17 protein-coding genes and 1 pseudogene are annotated in these 17,497 nt (G+C 44.4%); 7 read left to right on the forward strand and 11 right to left on the reverse strand.

Annotated elements, in window-relative coordinates; translation table 11 throughout:
* The first annotated feature begins 157 nt into the window (after nucleotides 1-157).
* Entirely contained in the window at nucleotides 158-1,525 is a 1,368-nt protein-coding gene (locus tag MSMTP_RS12640; protein ID WP_048180001.1) for an acetate--CoA ligase family protein, read from the forward strand.
* A 45-nt stretch (nucleotides 1,526-1,570) separates the two neighbouring features.
* Here MSMTP_RS12640 and MSMTP_RS12645 read toward each other — a convergent pair whose 3' ends face one another.
* Both MSMTP_RS12645 and MSMTP_RS12650 read right to left on the reverse strand, forming a co-directional pair.
* Complete coding sequence (locus MSMTP_RS12645; protein ID WP_231582775.1) at nucleotides 1,571-2,704, reverse strand: Glu/Leu/Phe/Val dehydrogenase; 1,134 nt, start codon at nucleotides 2,702-2,704, stop codon at nucleotides 1,571-1,573.
* A gap of 108 nt (nucleotides 2,705-2,812) precedes the next feature.
* Nucleotides 2,813-3,205, reverse strand: coding sequence for a DUF169 domain-containing protein (locus MSMTP_RS12650; protein WP_052718399.1), 393 nt, complete (start codon nucleotides 3,203-3,205; stop codon nucleotides 2,813-2,815).
* 195 nt (nucleotides 3,206-3,400) lie between these two features.
* On the opposite strand from MSMTP_RS12650, the gene MSMTP_RS12655 reads away from it, so the two are divergent.
* Entirely contained in the window at nucleotides 3,401-3,832 is a 432-nt protein-coding gene (locus MSMTP_RS12655; protein ID WP_048180003.1) for a MarR family winged helix-turn-helix transcriptional regulator, read from the forward strand.
* A 29-nt stretch (nucleotides 3,833-3,861) separates the two neighbouring features.
* On the opposite strand, the gene MSMTP_RS12660 is transcribed toward MSMTP_RS12655, so the two are convergent.
* Both MSMTP_RS12660 and MSMTP_RS12665 read right to left on the reverse strand, forming a co-directional pair.
* Entirely contained in the window at nucleotides 3,862-5,217 is a 1,356-nt protein-coding gene (locus tag MSMTP_RS12660) for an MFS transporter (RefSeq protein WP_048180006.1), read from the reverse strand.
* 58 nt (nucleotides 5,218-5,275) lie between these two features.
* Entirely contained in the window at nucleotides 5,276-5,821 is a 546-nt protein-coding gene (locus tag MSMTP_RS12665) for a flavodoxin family protein (RefSeq protein WP_048180007.1), read from the reverse strand.
* A 232-nt stretch (nucleotides 5,822-6,053) separates the two neighbouring features.
* On the opposite strand from MSMTP_RS12665, the gene MSMTP_RS12670 reads away from it, so the two are divergent.
* The gene (locus tag MSMTP_RS12670; protein ID WP_255351050.1) at nucleotides 6,054-6,395 is read left to right on the forward strand and encodes a MarR family winged helix-turn-helix transcriptional regulator; all 342 of its coding nucleotides are present in this window, start codon (nucleotides 6,054-6,056) and stop codon (nucleotides 6,393-6,395) included.
* Nucleotides 6,396-6,431: 36 nt separating this feature from the next.
* Here the strand turns inward: MSMTP_RS12670 and MSMTP_RS12675 are convergent, their stop codons facing one another.
* From MSMTP_RS12675 to MSMTP_RS12685, 3 genes are all read right to left on the reverse strand, one after another.
* The gene (locus tag MSMTP_RS12675) at nucleotides 6,432-6,884 is read right to left on the reverse strand and encodes a DUF356 domain-containing protein (RefSeq protein ID WP_048180012.1); all 453 of its coding nucleotides are present in this window, start codon (nucleotides 6,882-6,884) and stop codon (nucleotides 6,432-6,434) included.
* Nucleotides 6,885-7,467: 583 nt separating this feature from the next.
* Nucleotides 7,468-7,881 carry a hypothetical protein gene (locus tag MSMTP_RS12680; protein WP_048180013.1) on the reverse strand — a complete coding sequence of 138 codons (414 nt, stop codon included), beginning with the start codon at nucleotides 7,879-7,881 and terminating at the stop codon, nucleotides 7,468-7,470.
* A gap of 387 nt (nucleotides 7,882-8,268) precedes the next feature.
* Nucleotides 8,269-8,511 (reverse strand): hypothetical protein, encoded by a 243-nt coding sequence (locus tag MSMTP_RS12685; RefSeq protein ID WP_048180016.1) that lies wholly within the window; start codon nucleotides 8,509-8,511, stop codon nucleotides 8,269-8,271.
* Between the two features lie 24 nt (nucleotides 8,512-8,535).
* On the opposite strand from MSMTP_RS12685, the pseudogene MSMTP_RS19385 reads away from it, so the two are divergent.
* Both MSMTP_RS19385 and MSMTP_RS12690 read left to right on the forward strand, forming a co-directional pair.
* Nucleotides 8,536-8,676: pseudogene (locus MSMTP_RS19385) on the forward strand (ISH3 family transposase); the annotation flags it as partial.
* A 105-nt stretch (nucleotides 8,677-8,781) separates the two neighbouring features.
* On the forward strand, nucleotides 8,782-9,291 hold the full coding sequence (locus MSMTP_RS12690; protein ID WP_048180019.1) for an SRPBCC family protein: 510 nt from the start codon (nucleotides 8,782-8,784) through the stop codon (nucleotides 9,289-9,291).
* An 80-nt stretch (nucleotides 9,292-9,371) separates the two neighbouring features.
* Here MSMTP_RS12690 and MSMTP_RS12695 read toward each other — a convergent pair whose 3' ends face one another.
* Both MSMTP_RS12695 and MSMTP_RS12700 read right to left on the reverse strand, forming a co-directional pair.
* Nucleotides 9,372-10,106: a hypothetical protein gene (locus MSMTP_RS12695; protein WP_048180022.1), complete on the reverse strand. Its 735-nt coding sequence runs from the start codon at nucleotides 10,104-10,106 to the stop codon at nucleotides 9,372-9,374.
* A gap of 92 nt (nucleotides 10,107-10,198) precedes the next feature.
* Nucleotides 10,199-11,182 (reverse strand): GTP pyrophosphokinase family protein, encoded by a 984-nt coding sequence (locus MSMTP_RS12700; protein WP_197076083.1) that lies wholly within the window; start codon nucleotides 11,180-11,182, stop codon nucleotides 10,199-10,201.
* A 568-nt stretch (nucleotides 11,183-11,750) separates the two neighbouring features.
* On the opposite strand from MSMTP_RS12700, the gene MSMTP_RS12705 reads away from it, so the two are divergent.
* Nucleotides 11,751-12,788: an ATP-grasp domain-containing protein gene (locus MSMTP_RS12705; RefSeq protein ID WP_231582776.1), complete on the forward strand. Its 1,038-nt coding sequence runs from the start codon at nucleotides 11,751-11,753 to the stop codon at nucleotides 12,786-12,788.
* Between the two features lie 39 nt (nucleotides 12,789-12,827).
* Here MSMTP_RS12705 and MSMTP_RS12710 read toward each other — a convergent pair whose 3' ends face one another.
* Nucleotides 12,828-13,946, reverse strand: a complete 1,119-nt coding sequence (locus MSMTP_RS12710) for a hypothetical protein (RefSeq protein WP_048180028.1) — start codon at nucleotides 13,944-13,946, stop codon at nucleotides 12,828-12,830.
* A 495-nt stretch (nucleotides 13,947-14,441) separates the two neighbouring features.
* Nucleotides 14,442-15,137 carry a choice-of-anchor W domain-containing protein gene (locus tag MSMTP_RS12715; protein ID WP_304413659.1) on the reverse strand — a complete coding sequence of 232 codons (696 nt, stop codon included), beginning with the start codon at nucleotides 15,135-15,137 and terminating at the stop codon, nucleotides 14,442-14,444.
* Nucleotides 15,138-15,794: 657 nt separating this feature from the next.
* Between MSMTP_RS12715 and MSMTP_RS12720 the strand changes: the two genes are divergently transcribed.
* Nucleotides 15,795-17,222: an MATE family efflux transporter gene (locus MSMTP_RS12720; protein WP_048180035.1), complete on the forward strand. Its 1,428-nt coding sequence runs from the start codon at nucleotides 15,795-15,797 to the stop codon at nucleotides 17,220-17,222.
* Nucleotides 17,223-17,497: the final 275 nt, after the last annotated feature.

Genomic DNA, 17,497 nt, shown 5'->3' on the forward strand with positions numbered 1-17,497 from the left:
AAATCACCAGCCGGATTTTCGGGATTGCCGCATTTCCGGAAGGGCCCGGGGGAGGCCTGCCCATCTCTTCGAGCCGGAAAGAAGGGATAAGGAACTGTAAATACGAACTGCAAATATTAGTGGCAAATATTAGCGGCAAATAAACCGGGGGTTGTGAATGCACAGTGGAGATAATCTGGACTTCTTCTTTAAACCCAAAAGTATCGCCCTTATAGGAGCTTCCCCAAATCCCGAAAAGCTTTCTCACACAATCCTTGAAAGCCTCCGTGAGATCGGTTTTGAAGGAAAAACATATCTGGTAAACCCGGGCTACCGGGAGATAGAAGGGCTCAAATGTTACGCCTCGGTGGAGGAAATAGAGGATGAAATCGACATTGCCGTCTTTGCAGTCCCGGCTACGGCTGTCCTTGAAATCCTGAGAGGCACCGTTGAAAACATAAAAGGGGCGGTCATCGTCAGTTCGGGTTTCCGGGAAACCGGAGAGGAAGGAAAAAGGATGGAAGCCGAACTGAAAAGCCTTCTCAAGGAAAAAGGGATCCGGGCTATAGGCCCGAACTGCCTGGGGATCTATGATACCGTATCGAAGGTGGACACCTTCTTTATCGGGAGCGACAAGATCGAAAGGCCCCCCAGAAATGGAATTTCCGTGCTTACCCAGAGCGGGTCCTTTGCAGCCATGATAATGGACGAGATGGCAAACGAGGAAATGGGGGTTGCAAGGGTAATAAGTTACGGGAACAAAGCCGATATTGATGAAAACGACTGCCTTGAGTTCCTCGCAGCCGATGAAGCCACAAAAGTCGCGGTCCTCTATATCGAATCCGTGGGAGACGGCCGAAAGTTCCTTGATGTAGCCTCCCGCTGCGCAAGAAAAAAACCCGTTGTTGCCCTCAAGGTCGGGAAGCGGGAAACCGGGGCAAAGGCAGCCAGTTCCCATACAGGCGCCGTGAGCGGGAGGTACGAAGCCTATGAAGCCGCCTTTCGGAAAACGGGGATCATTGAAGTAGCAGGGTATGAAGAGCTGAAAGATGCCTGTAAAGTCCTGAGCAGCTACACCCCGGTCAGGGGAAAAAGAGTCCTTATCATAACCGACGGCGGAGGAATAGGGATTTCCATTGCCGATGCCTGTGAAGATGCCGGCCTTGAAGTCTCCGAACTCCCGCCTGAGGCTGTCAGCAGGCTGAAAGGAAGCCTTCCTGCATTTGCGGCAGTAAGAAACCCCATGGACCTGACAGGAAATGTAAGGGACGAGCACTACCTGGCCGCCCTGCGGGAAGCTTTCGGGGACGAATACGACATTGCCATAGTAAGCCTGCTCTGGGGACCGCCCCTGCTTTCGGAAGGAGTAGCTGAAAATATAAAGGAATTTGCCGAAAATTCCGGAAAGCCGGTTATCATCTGCTCCCCGGGAGGAAAGTTCCCCCGGAAAATGGCTTCAGCTTTTGCGGCAAACGGGATTCCTGTCTTTTTCAGCCCGGAAAGTGCAGTCAGGGCAGCGGCGGTGCTTTGCGGGCATAAAAAATGAAAAAGCTTCGAGAAATACTGATGAAAAAAATGGAAAAAATTAAAATCACACAAAACCGGGCGCAGAAGAAAAAATAGACCAGCGCCTGTATCTCATTGCACTTTTTACCCTTTCGATTGCAAGTTTTACAGCAGCTTCCCTGGGGCTGATTCCTTTTCTCTGTGACGCCTCAAGCACGAGTTCCGTGTTTTTGCGAACCTTTTCTTCTATTGACCCGAAGGCTGCACACTGGGTGGACCCCTGGTACTCGGAAGCCGCGCAGATCACGCCCCCGGCATTTGCGATGAAATCGGGGATATAGAGAATTCCTCTTTCGTGAAGGATTTTCTCCGCCCCTTCCGTGATAGGGATGTTGGCTCCCTCCACCACCAGTTTAGTGTCCAGGAGATGCACGTTGTCTTCGGTTATCACATCCGGGCGGGCGGCAGGGATCCAGATTTCACAGGGAACGCCTATGACTGCGTCCCGGTCAAGCTTTTCCCCGACAGGGTAATCGGTTACGCTTTGCCCTTCTTTTTTGAGCATGGTAAGGATCTCCACATCAAGGCCTTCGGGATTATAGACCGTTCCCCGGGAGTCGGCCACGGCAACAATCACGGCCCCTCTTTCACTGAGGAAACGGGCTGCATTTTTCCCGACAGCCCCGAAACCCTGGATAGCCACCCTTGCCCCTTTAAGCTCGAAATCGCAGTAGCGGAGAGCAACCTCCGTTGCATGGGTAACTCCCCAGCCGGTAGCCCCGATCTCGTCCAGGGGAATCCCGCCGACTTCACAGGGCAGGCCGACGACCCTGCCGATCTCGTCTTTAATACAGGCCATGCAAACCTCATCGGTCCCCATGTCAGGGGCAAAGATGTACTCGTCCGTATACCTGAGAGCAGAGGCAAGCGCCCTGAGCATCTTGCTTTTCTTCTCCTGCGGCATCTTCGGGTCCCCGTACATGACGATCTTTCCTCCCCCGTAGGGCAGATCGGAAGCGGCATTTTTCAGGGTCATGGCCCGTGCCAGCCTGAAACACTCCTCGGTACTCACATCAGGCGCCATCCGGACCCCGCCGATGGCAGGCCCCCTGGCCACATTGTCCACCACAAGCACTGCCTTCAGGTCAACCGAAGGTTCGTAAACGTGAATGATCTTAAATGGCCCAAGCTCATCAGCAAATCTGAACATGTTTTCCATAAACTATTGCCCCCCCATCGAAAACCTATGCCCGGCAGGATAAAAATTCCGGACTTAATTTCCTAAAATAAATATGGAACTGCCCATTAAAATGTTTTCCGATGATCCTTATTCGGCACCTGTAAGTATCTCCCACGAAGGAGAATCAAGGAGCCCGTTTTCGACCTCTGTTTCCATCTCAAGAAAGAGCCTGTACGGCACGGCAAAGGTGAGCATGTCGTCTCCCATAACTCTCCTGATGTGCTTCCGGGCTGCCAGGTCCGTGAATCCCAGGATAGCCCTCGGGTTTTTGGATTCTTCCTCCCTGTACAGGTAGATCCCCATCTGCTGGCAGGCTACCGCCCCGGCAGGTCTGAAAATCTCCTCTGATTTGTCCCTGACTACCCCGGCCAGAGTCGCAAGCCCCGAGAACTGGAGGGCTCCTTCGGGTTTTTCATCACTCCAGAGGATAGCCACCGGTTCAAAAGAAAGCTTGGATGAACTGGCAATTTTGCTTTCCATTCTATCACCACATGGTTGTTTACACAACAAATGACAAATAAGTTGCCTTGGCAACTATATATGGATCCTGAAGGCTGTAGAATTCCCCCCGGAACTTTTCCGCAGGAAGCAATTTAAAGTAACTCCGCTGCTTATACAACTAAGCAGACAACTCAAACCAAATCCTCCAAAAATCAATAAAAAGAGGACAATGATATGGAAAAACTGGAACCGATAGGCAAAGTAATTTCGTACATTTACAGGTACCAGCGGATTTTCCTGGACAAAGAACTGGAACCATACGGCATCGGCAGCGGGCAGTTTAGCTTTATGATGTCGCTTTACTTAAAGGACGGAGTAAAACAGGAGACCTTTGCCAGAATGTACAAAATAGACAAAGCCACCGTTGCACGAGCAATAAAAAAGCTGGAGGAAACCGGCTATGTCTACAGGAAACAGGATGCAGAAGACAAAAGAGCATACAATGTCATTTTAACTGAAAAAGGAAAGGACATAGAAGCAAAAATGAAAGAAGTAGCCATAAAGTGGAACAATATCGTGCTAGCAGGTTTCAGTGAAGAGGAAAAAAGACTTAACGCTGCGCTTTTTGAAAGGATGGAGCAGAATATAACTGAACTTTTTGATTGAAAAGCTTAGCTACATTCCTGCAACAAAAGTTAATTCTCTCCCACAAACAAAGACCCGGTTTCATATTCCTGTTCGTGTACATTTCTATGTTCGCGTGTATTTTCCCCTACTTCTTCATGCCCACTTCCGGCCCTGAATTTGCCCCTTACAAGCCAGCTCAGGCCCGCTACTGCCAGCCCAAAAGCTCCCGCAAACAGAAAGACCGTTTCAAGCCCTGAACTGGCCAGAACAAAGCCAAATACAATCGGGGAGAGGGTTTGTCCCAGGTATTTCATGGAATTGTACACCGATATTATACTGCCTTTGGAATCCTCCGGTGCAATCTGGAGGATCAGGGTATCAGCCATGATCTGGGAAAGCCCGTAGCCCATGCCGAAGAGAAGCAAAAGAAAAACGATTATGATTTTTGAGTGTACAATGCCTATCATTGCCACGGTAAGGCCCGCAAAGCCGAAACCTGCGCCTACTAGGCAAACCAGAGGATACCTTAACGCAAGAACCTTCACCCTTGACGCAATCAGAATAACCGTTATTCCCATAAGGCTTAATGCAAGCCCCGATTCCTTTGACGTATACCCGAATTCGGCCTTGAGCATGAAAGGCAGATAAAATACCAGCGCATAGAGCAGGAAAAAAACCGCAAAACTCAGGAATATGGTGTAAAAGATTTTAATGTCTAGAAATGGCTTTAAAAGTTCCGCAAAAGTCTTTTTGTTTCTGGCTCTGTTCGGTGTTCCGTTTTTCTTAATTTTACCATTTTCTCTGTTCTGTTCTCTGCCATTTTCTCTGCCCGGATTTCCACATTCCTTTCCTCTGTACTCCGGCCCTACGGACTTTGTTTCAGGAAGGCATACCGCCGCAAATAGAGCCAGGGGCAGGGTAAGGGTATAGAAAAGGAAGGGCAGGTTCCAGCTATGTGAGGCCAGCAGGCCTCCTATAAGGGGGGAAAACACCGAACCAATGGCATTTGTCATGCCCACCCTGCTTGTAGCATGCACCCTTTCAGGACCAGAGTAGAGATCCCCTATCAGCAGCATTGAGAGCAGCATCATGCCTGCAACCCCTATTCCCTGAAGGAAACGAAGGATAAGGAGGGTTTCGAGATCCGTTGCAAAATAAGCCGCAAGCCCTGTAAATCCATAGAGAACAAGGCAGAAAATAAGGATCTTTTTGCGCGGTATGCGGTCCGTAAAGGGCCCGAGGACCAGGGAAAATAGCGCTGTGGAAAAGGTTATGGCCGAAACCAACATCCCGATATTTTGCGCTGTTGTTTGCAGGGGTCCTACCATTTCCGGAAACACGGGCCCCAGCAGAGCCCCTGCCGACATCCCAAAAAAGACCGTAAGGCAGATGATAAAAAGATGGATTTTTTTGTTAGTTTTCATAATAGTACTCTCATTGTTCTGTTTTTCAAGGTCCGCGAGTCGTTTTTCAAGGCGCCTTTTATTGCAGATTCTTTCCGATCTCCCGTGCCTTTACCAGCAGCGCTTCCTGCTCAAGAATGTCGTTCATCCCTAGGGTCCCGGCCGCGGCAACCGTGCCTTTCACTTCGAACCCCACATGTGAAAAGATCCCTTCCATATACTCAAAATACTTACCGTAGGTATCCACATTGGGGTTGCCCTGGGTGTATGCGAGCACGAGCTTCTTTCCGGCCAGGGGTTTTGAACTGTCATGGACAAGGGGGTGTAAGCGGTCCACAAAAGGTTTGGCCTGGGCGCTGATTTCCCCCATGTAGACGGGAGAACCAAGCACCAGGACATCGGCTTCCTCTATTTCCCTGTAGAGTTCCTGCATATCGTCTTCAAGGATACAGGTCCCTTTCTTCAGGCAGGCGGAACAGGCCTTGCAGCCACTAAGATTCATTTTTGCGAGATTATACACGACGGACTCGGCTCCGTTTTCCGAGGCGCCTGCAAGGATTTCCTTTACGAGTTTCGCAGTGTTTCCTTTAATCCGAGGACTTCCTATCAATCCGAGAACTTTCATGAAGATTACTCCTTTTTCCAAAAGATTGTCACAGATTGTTGCGCTTGCAACTATAGATGTTAACGCGGCAGTTTGTATAAAAAAGTTGCGTATGCAACCATCGTGGATGTACAAAAAGATGAAAAATAAAGCATAAGGAACAACTTCCCCTTCAAAACCGATAGGCAAAATAATTTCGTACATTTACAGGTATCAGCGGATCTTCCTTGACAGGGAACTGGAACCATACGGCATTGGCAGCGGACAGTTTAGTTTTATGATGTCCCTTTTAAAGAAGGAGGGGGTAAGGCAGGAAGACCTTGCAAGAAAGTATAAAATGGACAAAGCCACCGCTGCACGGGCAACAAAAAAGCTGGAAAGCACAGGCTATGCGTACAGGCAGCAGGACCCGGGAGATAAAAGGGCATACAGGGTCTTCGTTACTAAGAAAGGGAGAAGTCTGGAAGAAAAAATGATGAAAATAGCCCTGAAATGGGATACCACCGTTTTTTCAGGTTTCAGTAAGGAAGAAAAGCAGTTACAAACTGCTTTTCTGGAAAGAATGGAGCAGAATGTGTCCGGGATTTATGAGTAAAACAAGAACGTTTCAACAAAACCGGATCACATGCCGTTATTCAGTCTTAACCGGCTCTTCTGCCACCAATTCTTTACTTTCTTCTTCCTGTTTACCTGATTCCACCATTTCCTGAACAGTATCCGGGACTTCCGGCTTCTCCCGGGGGGTTAGCACCCGGTCAAATTCCGGATAGAGCCGGAACTTGCCTGAAAGTTCCTCGAATACTTTATGTTTGGGACTGATGATGACTACATGCGCCGGGGGATGAATCTTCTTCAACCTGCTAATAGCCAACCCGGCGTGGTTTTTCAGTTCAACGAGTGCTGCAGAATTGCACTTTGACTTGAGGGACACTCCCATTACACTGACAAGAAGTTCGTCGGCATAGTTTGCTTCGATACTTCTGGGAGAGGCTGAAAACTGAATGTCCCCATACCGTTCCAGATCATGTAATGCTATTTTTACTTTGTCAGAGTTGTCTGCTCGGACTAATGCGAAAGATTTCATTTTTTACACACCACTAATATATTAAGGATATTCCCAATCCATATAATACTTTTCCGATAAATGCTCAGAATGAGTGTCACAATATAAATAAACTTCTAAATAAATATCGGGTTACTCTAATCAAGCAGGTAACCCCAATAAAGAAGGTAATTTTAATCAGGCTTCCATCTGTATTAAAATCTTCGAATTAAATCGAATTGAAACCGTATTATACTATGCAGGAGGAAAAGCCCCGATTTGCGAGACCCCCCTCTAAAAGGCCGGAAACCCCCCTGAAAGCATTCCGAAAGCATCGGAAGCACTCCGAAAGCACCTCTGAAAACCTCCTCTCAGAAAAAGGTATACAGAATATTTTTTTTAAAAAAGAATAATTTGCATTAAAGACCCAGCACCTTCTCCCCAAATTATTTCATTTCCTCATTAAGGAATGGTGAAAATATAACTTCAAATTTTCAGACCAGGAGTGCTCTATGGGTTTCCCGTTAAAGAACCACGGATGGACACGGATAGACACAGATTTTAAGCCATCCGTGTTCATCTGTGTTCATCCGTGGTTTATTCTCAAATTTTGAAATCCTTGATATTATATGTGACTCATTCCTAAATAGGTACCAACCAGCCACGGCGCAAGAAAAGTGGTAATAAGCACGAGAACCCACACCCTGCCCTTAAAAATATTGTAATCCGCAAGCAGCTTCCCCCAGGGATGCCCCATAACATAGTGCCCGAAGAGAAATTCAAACGCAACGGTCAACACCAGCCAGAAAGCCCCGATCAAAAGCAAATCGTTCCTGGCAAGGTCAGCATCCAGATATCCGAGAAAAAGATAGGTCAAAGCTAAAATAATGCACATGAAAGTAAATGTACTGATAACGTGCCCCGCATGTTCCCCCAATTTCGGGGTTATGAATACTTCTCTGAATGTCGCGTTCAGGATAGCTGCAATAACAAGCACAAACCACATTCCCAGAGCATAAAGAAGAATTCCCGAATCCATTTTCACCGTCCCCAGGTTATGACGATTTGCCGGAGTATTTTATCAGTGTATTCATTAGTGGGCACTATCCCATTAAACATTTTTCGACTTGTTTTTCAGGTACCGGGGTTCTCACCGGACGCCAGAGGCGTCCGGCTTTTCCAGAATAAAAATTAAGAAGACCACGTCCAAAAAGAAGAAGCAACAGCAAAAGAGATACAAACAAATTCAAAATCCAAAATTGATCGGATATAAGGTGTTGTTCCCGGAGTCCATTATCTGTTCGGGAGAGGCTTTTTGAGCAAGAGCACGGCAAATATCATCCACCTACCACTCACATAAAACCAGGCATAATCATCAAGCATAATCACCTGGATCGGAGTCTAAAACTCAAAAATTTTTTGAATTTTATTTTTTAAATCCAGGCCTGTCCTCCTCCTTCAAATCATAATCACCTCTGGCGAATTTACCGAGAATAGTTCCTATTGTTAAGGCCAGTATTGAACCAAACGCTATTAAGACACCATCAGCGGTATTCAGCTCTACAATTATCATGTAAATTCCGTACCAGAATCCAGCAAATCCGCCCAGGATAAGCGATAATCCAACAAGGCCGGCCACGGTCCTGAGTAGTATTTCAAAGAATTCCATAACGCCACCTCTTCGAGATTTGATAAATATGACATAATAACCTTGTCAGTATCAACAAATTATGTATGCCAGGACACTCAGAACGTATTGTTACATGCTGCAACGCCCCCTACAAACTCTCTTGAATCCGCAATTAATGACCTCAAAAGCAAAAATTTCGATATCTTCAGGATGATGAAACCTGAAACACAACAGTAAAAGAGATGCAAGAAATATCCAAATTTTAAACCACTGTGGAACACGAACCAAGCCGGAATCAAAAAGTGCTAGATGACCCGTGAGATAAAAACAAGTATCGCAGCCGATAATATAAACAAGGGGAAAATGGGGCTGCAAAATATGACGACATTGAAAGATTCCGTAATAATAAACCGACCACCTGAAGCCATCTTCGAATGGTTTACCCACTTTACGGAAAACTACAGGTCCTGGCACAAAGACCACGTACTTGCCAGGTGGGTCAAAGGGAAAAATTTCGAAAAAGGCTCCGTGCTTTATGCTGAAGAATACCTCGGGGGCAGACTGGAAAAATTGAGCTTTGAGATCACCAGCTGTGTACCGAATGAATTGATCGAGTATAAGGTGCTGTTCCCGGAGTCTCGGATCTGTTCGGGAGGGTCTTTTTCTATAGAGCCTTACAATGGCGGGAGTGTTTTTACTGCTACGCTTTCTTTTCGATTTGGGGGGTTGCTTTCGAAGGTTGCCGGGAAGAGGGTTGAGGGCATCAGGGTACATATGAGAGAGGAGGGGGAGAATCTGAAGATGTTGTTGGAAGAATGAGGGGATTAATCCTTTATTAAGTGGTTTGATATTACCCGAAAGGAATTTTATCCAGAAAAGTGAAAAATGTAATGCACATCTCAACTTTCAATATATATGATATCATTCTTTTCAAAAAAAATCTCCCATGATTCAAGACATTCTGTAGCCAACTTGAAAGCTTCGTACTTAGTTCGTCCTTGTTCACAACTTTCCTTCTCTTTTCTTGAAAAAGTAAATTTTGAGTTAATTATGGCAGTTGAATCGATATGTATACTGTCGGATCGGAAAATTTCATAATTTTTATTTGTTCCTTGTGTTTCCCGAAGGTTAAGATGCTTAGCACCGTTTGCTATAGATCCACAGACTTGTAAACATTGGTCATTTTTTATGTACTTTCCAACATATTCCGAATTTATTTTAGGAATTGAATCATCTTCAATCAACCAGTCCTTAACATGAAAACAGTTCATAAAAAAAGCATACATTACATCTTTAGAATATTCAAATTCATATTTTTCATTAGTGCCAATAGATATTTCTTCAAATAATAGATACCATCGTCTAGCTCTTTCAAGCTGCTCTAAAGCTTTTTTTCCATACCCCGATTTTAATCTTAATGTTCGCAGCTTACTTCCAACTTTAAAATTATCGGATCTAGAATAAGTAGATACAATTATCCCGGGGTCAGGGCAACATATTTGATCAAGTTTTCTTTTATGACCGCACGAATACTCCTGTAAATACACTTTAATTTCATCAGACTCTTCTTTAATAAGCTCTTCATTAACTCGAATTCCTTTGCCACATATTGGGCATTTATCCTCTTCATCCATAAAAATCTCAATTTACTACGTATTGTTTTAATTTTTATTTCGATACTCAATTTACTGAAGAAACATTCCCACAGTAATCTTCTTAATAATAGTCAATAGTCAATATTATATTTGTCAAGAATTTCAGTAATGTTGTCGAAACCTAATTCCTGATACGTTTTGATTTTACCTCCATAAGTCAGATTCCAACGTCTTTTCCAAGCTTTTTTAAAATAATCTTCTTTAAAATTTATAATTAACAAGTCTCTAATTATCGATTCAAAAGTCCCATTGCTCTCATACTTCATGAGAACTTCCTTATACTCCTCTGTGATCAGACCTTTCAAATCAGTCAAAGTAAAGATTTCCATATCATTCAATTCAGAGACTATTTGTGAGGTACTTGAATCTCTCAAATTTGGAAAAATGTGAGAATTATCTTCAAATTCAAGTTTTAAAAATTCGTTTAGTGAGCTTTTTTCTATTTTGACATCTAACTTACCTTCAATTTTCTTAGTAATAATGTCCTGAGAATACTCATCGATTGTTCTTGAAATAGAATCAAACTCATTATCTGCAAGTTCTAAGACTGCGGATAATGAAAAAAGACGTCTTTTAATACTTTTGGGCAAATCTCCTCTATACTTGTAGTTCCTATCATGTTCAATTTCTGCCCAAGAGTGTTCAAGAATTGTTCTTAGCTGTATTTCAAATTGTAATCCATTCAAATTTTCACAATTAGAATCTCGTGTTAACGATTCTGGAAGGACTGCAATGAAATGTTCAGATCTATATCCAAATACCTCTGGACCTAGCGTTTTTCGTTTATCATTATATTTAGTTATCGGAAATGTAATCCTAATTATATCTCGAATTTTTTCTAAATCGGAATTAACATAACATATGACCCTTATCCCTGCTAAATCTTTCATCTGATTAGGCCGATAATCTTTATTTTGTTCAATTTTATCCAAAAATTTTCTTTGAAAGCTTCTAAAACTTTTGGATCGGTATTCGATTTTTGCATAATTTATAGATCTATTATCAAGAGATTTTTGCAAAATACTTTGAGCAACTTTAGATAGTTGTTCATACAACCCTCTGCGCTCTATGTACCAATCTTCAACATTAAAATCACCCATACTTTTAAGAAAAAGTTACAATATTTAAAAGTAACTTTATTGGAGATAAATATATAAATGTATATTTCAGAAAACATAAGAAATGACAGGATTTCAAAAGCTAATCTTCATAAAATTAGTCCACAACCCCACATTTATCCCAGAGTTAATAACTATCCTTAAGATCCTAAAATTGGCATTTACTCCCAAACCATATAACCTCAAAAAGCCTAAATTCATAAACCGGGGGGTAGAACATCTGATAATTTTAGACGAGCCATACGTTTCTCAAATTCTATAGGACACCATCGTAGAACTGAACCTGCCTGTCCTGAAAAACTCAACCTCCAAACGCCTGGGTTTCAACAAAGAAATCAAGCTCCTAAAAGACGCCGAATTCATCGAACTTCTCAAAACCCGGAACCCCTGCAAAGTCTACAGCAACTCCGAAAACGCCATTGCCTGGATAGCAGACAACCTGGGCTTCACAGGCATCCCTGAAAGGATCGACCTGTTCAAAGATAAGCTCAGGTTCAGGGAACTGATGGAGCAGATCTATCCTGACTTTTCCTATCAGGGAGTGGAATTTGCAAGCCTTGATGAACTGGATATTGAGACTGTCAAAAAGCCGTTCATAATCAAACCAGCAGTCGGGTTCTTCAGTGCGGGGGTTTATAAGGTCAGCAGCGGGGAAGAATGGAAAAAGGTCCTGCCAGCCCTGAAACAGGAAATGGAAGCCATCAGAGGGCTGTTCCCGGCTCAGGTGTTCAGCTCCGGGAAATTTTTGCTTGAAGACCACATTGACGGGCCGGAACTGGCGGTGGATGCGTACTATAACAGAGAGGGAAAGCCGGTTGTCCTGAATATCCTGGAGCATTTGTTTCCGTCGGAAGATGATGTTGAAGATAAGGTCTATACGACTTCAAAAAAGACTATAGGGACCTATCTGGAAGCAGTCCGAAAACTGCTTTGGAAAATAAATGAAGTTGCGGAACTGCGGGGTATCGAGCTTCGGGATTTCCCGCTGCATCTTGAGCTGCGGGTTGATAAAAGGAACAGGCTGATACCTTTGGAAGTAAACCCGATCCGGTTTGCGGGGTGGTGTACCACCGATATTGCGTATTATGCATACGGGATCAATGTCCACAGGTATTTTTGCGAGGGGCTGGAACCCAACTGGGAAGAGATCCTCGGGGAGAAGGAAGAGAGTGGTAGGGATGAAAATGAGAATGAGGAAAGGGATGAAAATGAATATGAGAATAAGGAAAAGGACAGCAGGACTTACTGCCTTTTGATTGCTAAAAAGCCGGATGACATTGAAACGGAAGACATCGAAGCGTTTGATTACGAGGGTTTTGTTTCCCATTTCGAAAAGCCCCTGGAGCTTCGGAAGCTGGACTACAGGCAGTATCCGGTTTTTGCTTTTCTCTTTACTGAAACAAGGGACAGTGGCTGGGGAGAAATTGAGAGCTATTTGAAGTCGGATTTAAAGGAATTTATCCGGATTCGCACAGAAGGGGAAGTAGAAGAAATAGAAGAAGAAGAAGAAGAAGAAGAAGAAGAAGTACACTCTGGAAAATAAAAAGGGAATCCGGGGCTTTGGACTTTTCAGGGGAATTTTTCAATCCGGCTGTCGGGAGTGCTGTTCTTCGTCAAGCCTGTCGTAGAGCTTTTTCAAAGCCCTGCGCAGCCTGCGGACTTCTGTATCCCACAACTTTTTATCGGAAGGGAGGCAGGAGCCGAACTTCAGAGCTGCGATCTTCGCATAGTCCCTGGAAATTTTCCCGTTGCTCCAGGAAAGGCCGAAAGCCAGGTCGGTTTTTTTGATGCTGTATTTTTCGTGGACCAGGAATTCATAGAGTTCATGGACTGGCTCTGGTTCTGGTTTTGGATCTGGTTCTGGTTCTGGCTCTGGATCTGTCCCATGTTCAGGAATTTTTCCATGGTTTTCGGGAAGGCTGAGGGAAAGCCTGGTCAGGTTCCGGAGGCAGTGCAGGACTTCCTGCCTTTCTACGTAGAACTGTTCCGATTTTGCGAGTTCAAGCAGCTCCCTGAATTCAAGGAAAATGTCCGTCTGCCCGAAACCCGCGGGCAGGGATTTTCCAAGGAAGATCAGGACATGGATGCATTCGTGGAAGAGGATCTTTGAGATAAGGAACTCGATTCTTTCCTGAAGGTTCCATAACCTTTCGACAAGTTCCTCGTCCCACAACTCGTAAGGATTTACCAGGATAAGGGACCTGTAGATGATTTTTCTGGATTTTGCGGAAACGACCCGCTCCGGCTCGACGGCCAGGCCCTGCATCATCCCGAAAAACTGGACTCTCACTGCAAGCTCCCAGCAATGTTCCCAGGCTCCGGAGCGCACACATTTTACCCGGTAATACCGCCCGTCAAAATGCACCTTTTTTATTAGCCTGTAAAGGTCCCTGCTTTGTTCTTTAATAAGGGCTTTTATGTGGGGTTCCCGGTAAATGTTCAGATCAAGAGAGGGAAGCCCGGAAGGAAAAGCCGGGTAATCTGGAACCGGGAAAGAGGCCGCAGAGATATAAGAAAAAGGAGAGGGAGAAGGAACTGGGGCAGGATAGGAAGCTGCTGAGAGCGGAAATGAAGCAGGAAATGAGGAATGGACAGGTGAAGATGCAGGAGAAAACTTGCCCCAAGTTCCCTGAGCCTGCAAACCGTCTTTTTTCCTTGCTGGGACCTTATTTATTCCCAGTACCTGAGCTTCCTGCTTCAAGAATTTACCCCTCACAAATTTCAATCTTTAATCATAAGTCCGGAAGAAAACAAAAAGGGAAAACGAAAAGGAAATCCCGGTGTCAGACCCCTGTAATTGACCTGTGTTCCTCCGGTATTTATAGAATGGTTTAGTATTAATAGAAAGAAATTGTAATACTAAATCATAATTTAGTAATAATATATAACAATAATCTTCAAGTATTAAATACTTTTTTCTTAAAAACTTAAATATTTGTATCAATAAAAATAGGCATAAAAACCTTATCTCTTGGAAATGCCGGATTAAACTCTGAAGTTTCAGATTTTTACGTTTGAGAGTTTTACGTTTGAGACCTAAATTCCAAAAAACATCCGGCTCATGCGGCCTTTTTTATGAAAATAAGTGACTGTAAAGAATGAATTGAACGACTCCGGAAAAAGAGCAATCAAAGACAATAGTAAAAAATTAAAATTTGAGAAGCATTCTTAGGGCAAAAAAGAAATTAGGCCCTGATTACTCTTTCTTTCTCATGAAAACAAATGCAAGCCCAAGTATTGCAACCATTGGCAAGGCCATCGAGGGAAATTCCGGGATCTGAGTTGTTTCCCCCACAGTGGTTCTTTTTGCCTGGAACGTAAGCCTGGAGTTTTTGGGGTATTCACCCGACCATTCCAGCTTGAAATTGCCTTCAAGAGTAAAACCATTTTCAATGGACGGGCTAATATCTTTAATCCACAGGATATCATAAGCAGTAGAGCCACCCATGCAGTCAGCATCCACATAACCGGATATCGGGTTTCCGTTGAGCTTCAAATTGTAAACCTGCAATCTTGAACCTGTCACATCTGACCCTTTGGCTCTGGCACAGATGAATAGGTCCGTAAAAGTTCCACCATGAGATTTAAAAGTGAATTCCATCGGATACATGCCATCAACGATGAATGTTCCTTTTTTCTTACCGGGGTCATAATCCAGCAGGAAAGATTCTTGCTTCCCACTGACCCAGATTGCATGTCCGTGCACTGCGTTGAAGGTAAATTTTTTGTGTATATGGCGTTCAAAAGTTGGCGCTCCACCCAGATCACCATAGCGCACTTCAGAAACAAAAGCAAGGTTATCCAGGAGATTTTCCATTTCAGTATCCGTAGATAGGTGCCGGGTATTTATTGCAGAGGCTGTCGGTACCGTCATTAAAACGAAACAAAAGATTGAAAATAAAAATAAAAATTTTTTCTAAACGCCTGTTTTATTTTGAGAGATATCTCCGGATTTCATAATCAACCCCCTTTATTCAGAGAACTTAAAACTAATTTATATACAAACATCATAAGAAATTAAAATGCAATCAAGTTCAAATTAGTGTACAAATCACAGAAAACATTGTGCAAAAATTAGCACATGTAAACACACAAAACCTGTGAGAAAATTAATATTCCAGATGTAAAAAATTCGTATAAACCGGACAATATAAATTGTCAATTTATAGTATAAATAAGTAGCATGAGCAACACTTAATTAAAATAATTTTACTGGAATAGATGGTTGACATAATTTAAAATTTGTAAATTTTTTATATTAACATCATACAATTTTTGCATTTATATATGGACATAATTATTAAAAGTTGGATAAGAGCCTTTTAAAAACCCTAAAAGCCTTTTAGAAGCTTTTTAAACGCCCTTTCTGTATTCATAGCATGACACATCACACCGAGAAATAAAATAGGAATAAAAATAACAACATTTACCAGGTCCATAAATTAAGAAAATGTTAAAGGGAAAGGAAACATAAAAAGAATAAAATTTAAAAAAGAATTTTAAAACAAAGGAGCCCTGAAAACAGAGGGTCCTAAAACGGCGGGGAAAAATGGTAAACGGAGAAGCGGAAAGCAAGAAGTTCGGAGCTCATCCTCCCACGGGAAAAGCCACGGTAGGAGTCGATATCCTCCTGGGAGACCCGAAAAAAGCTGTTATTAAACTCTCAATCCCGATCATTGTTGCCATGTCGGTGCAGACCATTTACAGCCTGACCGATACTTTCTGGGTGGCGGGGCTGGGGGCGGATGCCCTGGCTGCAGTGGGTTTTGCGTTTCCTTTCTTTTTTATCCAGATGGCGCTGACCAACGGGCTCGGGATAGGAGGCGGAGCCGCAATTTCCCGCAGGATCGGGGCAAGGGATAAGGCAGGCGTGGACAACGTTGCCGTGCACACTTTTGTGATGATGGCTATACTCACGGTATTTTTTACGGCACTTGCCCTTTATCTCGTAGAAGACCTCTTCATGTACAGCGGCGCGGGAGAGGTTACGGGGCTCGGGGTGGCTTATGCAAGGGTCCTCTTTATGGGGAGTTTTGTATTCTTTTTCAGCAACTCGGCAAATTCCATCCTGAGGAGCGAAGGAGACTCGAAGCGTTCCATGCAGGCGCTGGTCATCGGTTCGGTCCTGAACATCATTTTCGATCCCATTTTCATTTACACCCTTGACCTCGGGGTGGCAGGGGCTGCCTGGGCAACGATCGTTTCCTACGCCATATCCGGGGTGCTGATGTTTTACTGGTTCTTCGTGAAAAAGGACACCTACGTCTCGTTTTCCTTCCGGGACTTCAAGTTCGACCGGGAGATTATCATGGACATTTTCAGGGTGGGCATCCCCTCCTCGGTCCAGCAGGTGGCCCTTGCCATGACCGCCCTTCTAATGAACCTCATTATTGTCGAGGTGAGCAGCACGGACGGGGTTGCCGTTTACTCCACGGGCTGGAGGGTTGCGACCATTGCAATTGCGCCCCTGGTCGGGATTGCCAGCGCCATGGTCGCCATCGGCGGGGCTGCCATCGGGGAAAATGACTATAAAAAAGCAAAAGAAGCCCACATCTATGCCACGGAAATCGGGGTCCTGGTGGAAGCCGCCATGGGGGTCGTGATCTTTTTCCTTGCCGCCGATATTGCAGCCGTCTTCACCCAGGCCGAAACAGCAGCCCGGATCGCCCCTGAACTGACAAGGCTCCTGAAAATCATGACCTTTTTCTACCCCTCGGTCGCCTTCGGGATGATCTCAGCCTCCCTCTTCCAGGGCGCAGGAAAAGGTACAAGCGCCCTTATAGCAACCCTTCTTCGGAGCCTTGTAATGACTCCCCTCTTTGCCCTGCTCTTTGCCTATGGATTCGGATGGGGGCTGCTCGGGGTCTGGTGGGGGCTGGTTGCGGGTACGGTGATCGGGTCGATGATCACTTTTGTGTGGGCGCAGGTTTATTTGAGGTGTATGATAAAGGCGGGGGAGATAGGGGGGAAGTGTTGAAAACAAAGACCAGTGGCTTTTGCCACTGCACTTAATCAAGAATATATGTTTTTGGTCAAAAACATGAATATCCGGAATTTTGAATCCGGCTCTCTCTAGTAGAGAAACGAGTCTGTCAGGCTGTCTCAAAACGAACTTAAGTTCCATAATTGGGTAAAAGTAAACTATTTTGTCCTAATTGCAGAACAAGGTCGAGTTTTGAGACATCCTTCCACGACCGTTTTTTTGTTCCAGTATCCGTTATGTAGAAACGGTATGTGGCAAGGATTGGACGG

The organism is Methanosarcina sp. MTP4 (genome assembly GCF_000970045.1).
Lineage (GTDB): Archaea > Halobacteriota > Methanosarcinia > Methanosarcinales > Methanosarcinaceae > MTP4.

Bases quoted from the DNA above. Each gene is read 5' to 3' on its own strand.
- MSMTP_RS12655 (WP_048180003.1), top strand. From the start codon at position 3,401: ATGGAAAAACTGGAACCGATAGGCAAAGTAATTTCGTACATTTACAGG.
- MSMTP_RS12695 (WP_048180022.1), bottom strand. From the start codon at position 10,106: ATGGATGAAGAGGATAAATGCCCAATATGTGGCAAAGGAATTCGAGTT.
- MSMTP_RS12720 (WP_048180035.1), top strand. From the start codon at position 15,795: ATGGTAAACGGAGAAGCGGAAAGCAAGAAGTTCGGAGCTCATCCTCCC.
- MSMTP_RS12680 (WP_048180013.1), bottom strand. From the start codon at position 7,881: ATGGATTCGGGAATTCTTCTTTATGCTCTGGGAATGTGGTTTGTGCTT.
- MSMTP_RS12690 (WP_048180019.1), top strand. From the start codon at position 8,782: ATGACCCGTGAGATAAAAACAAGTATCGCAGCCGATAATATAAACAAG.
- MSMTP_RS12665 (WP_048180007.1), bottom strand. From the start codon at position 5,821: ATGAAAGTTCTCGGATTGATAGGAAGTCCTCGGATTAAAGGAAACACT.
- MSMTP_RS12660 (WP_048180006.1), bottom strand. From the start codon at position 5,217: ATGAAAACTAACAAAAAAATCCATCTTTTTATCATCTGCCTTACGGTC.
- MSMTP_RS12645 (WP_231582775.1), bottom strand. From the start codon at position 2,704: ATGGAAAACATGTTCAGATTTGCTGATGAGCTTGGGCCATTTAAGATC.
- MSMTP_RS12675 (WP_048180012.1), bottom strand. From the start codon at position 6,884: ATGAAATCTTTCGCATTAGTCCGAGCAGACAACTCTGACAAAGTAAAA.
- MSMTP_RS12640 (WP_048180001.1), top strand. From the start codon at position 158: ATGCACAGTGGAGATAATCTGGACTTCTTCTTTAAACCCAAAAGTATC.
- MSMTP_RS12650 (WP_052718399.1), bottom strand. From the start codon at position 3,205: ATGGAAAGCAAAATTGCCAGTTCATCCAAGCTTTCTTTTGAACCGGTG.
- MSMTP_RS12705 (WP_231582776.1), top strand. From the start codon at position 11,751: ATGGAGCAGATCTATCCTGACTTTTCCTATCAGGGAGTGGAATTTGCA.
- MSMTP_RS12685 (WP_048180016.1), bottom strand. From the start codon at position 8,511: ATGGAATTCTTTGAAATACTACTCAGGACCGTGGCCGGCCTTGTTGGA.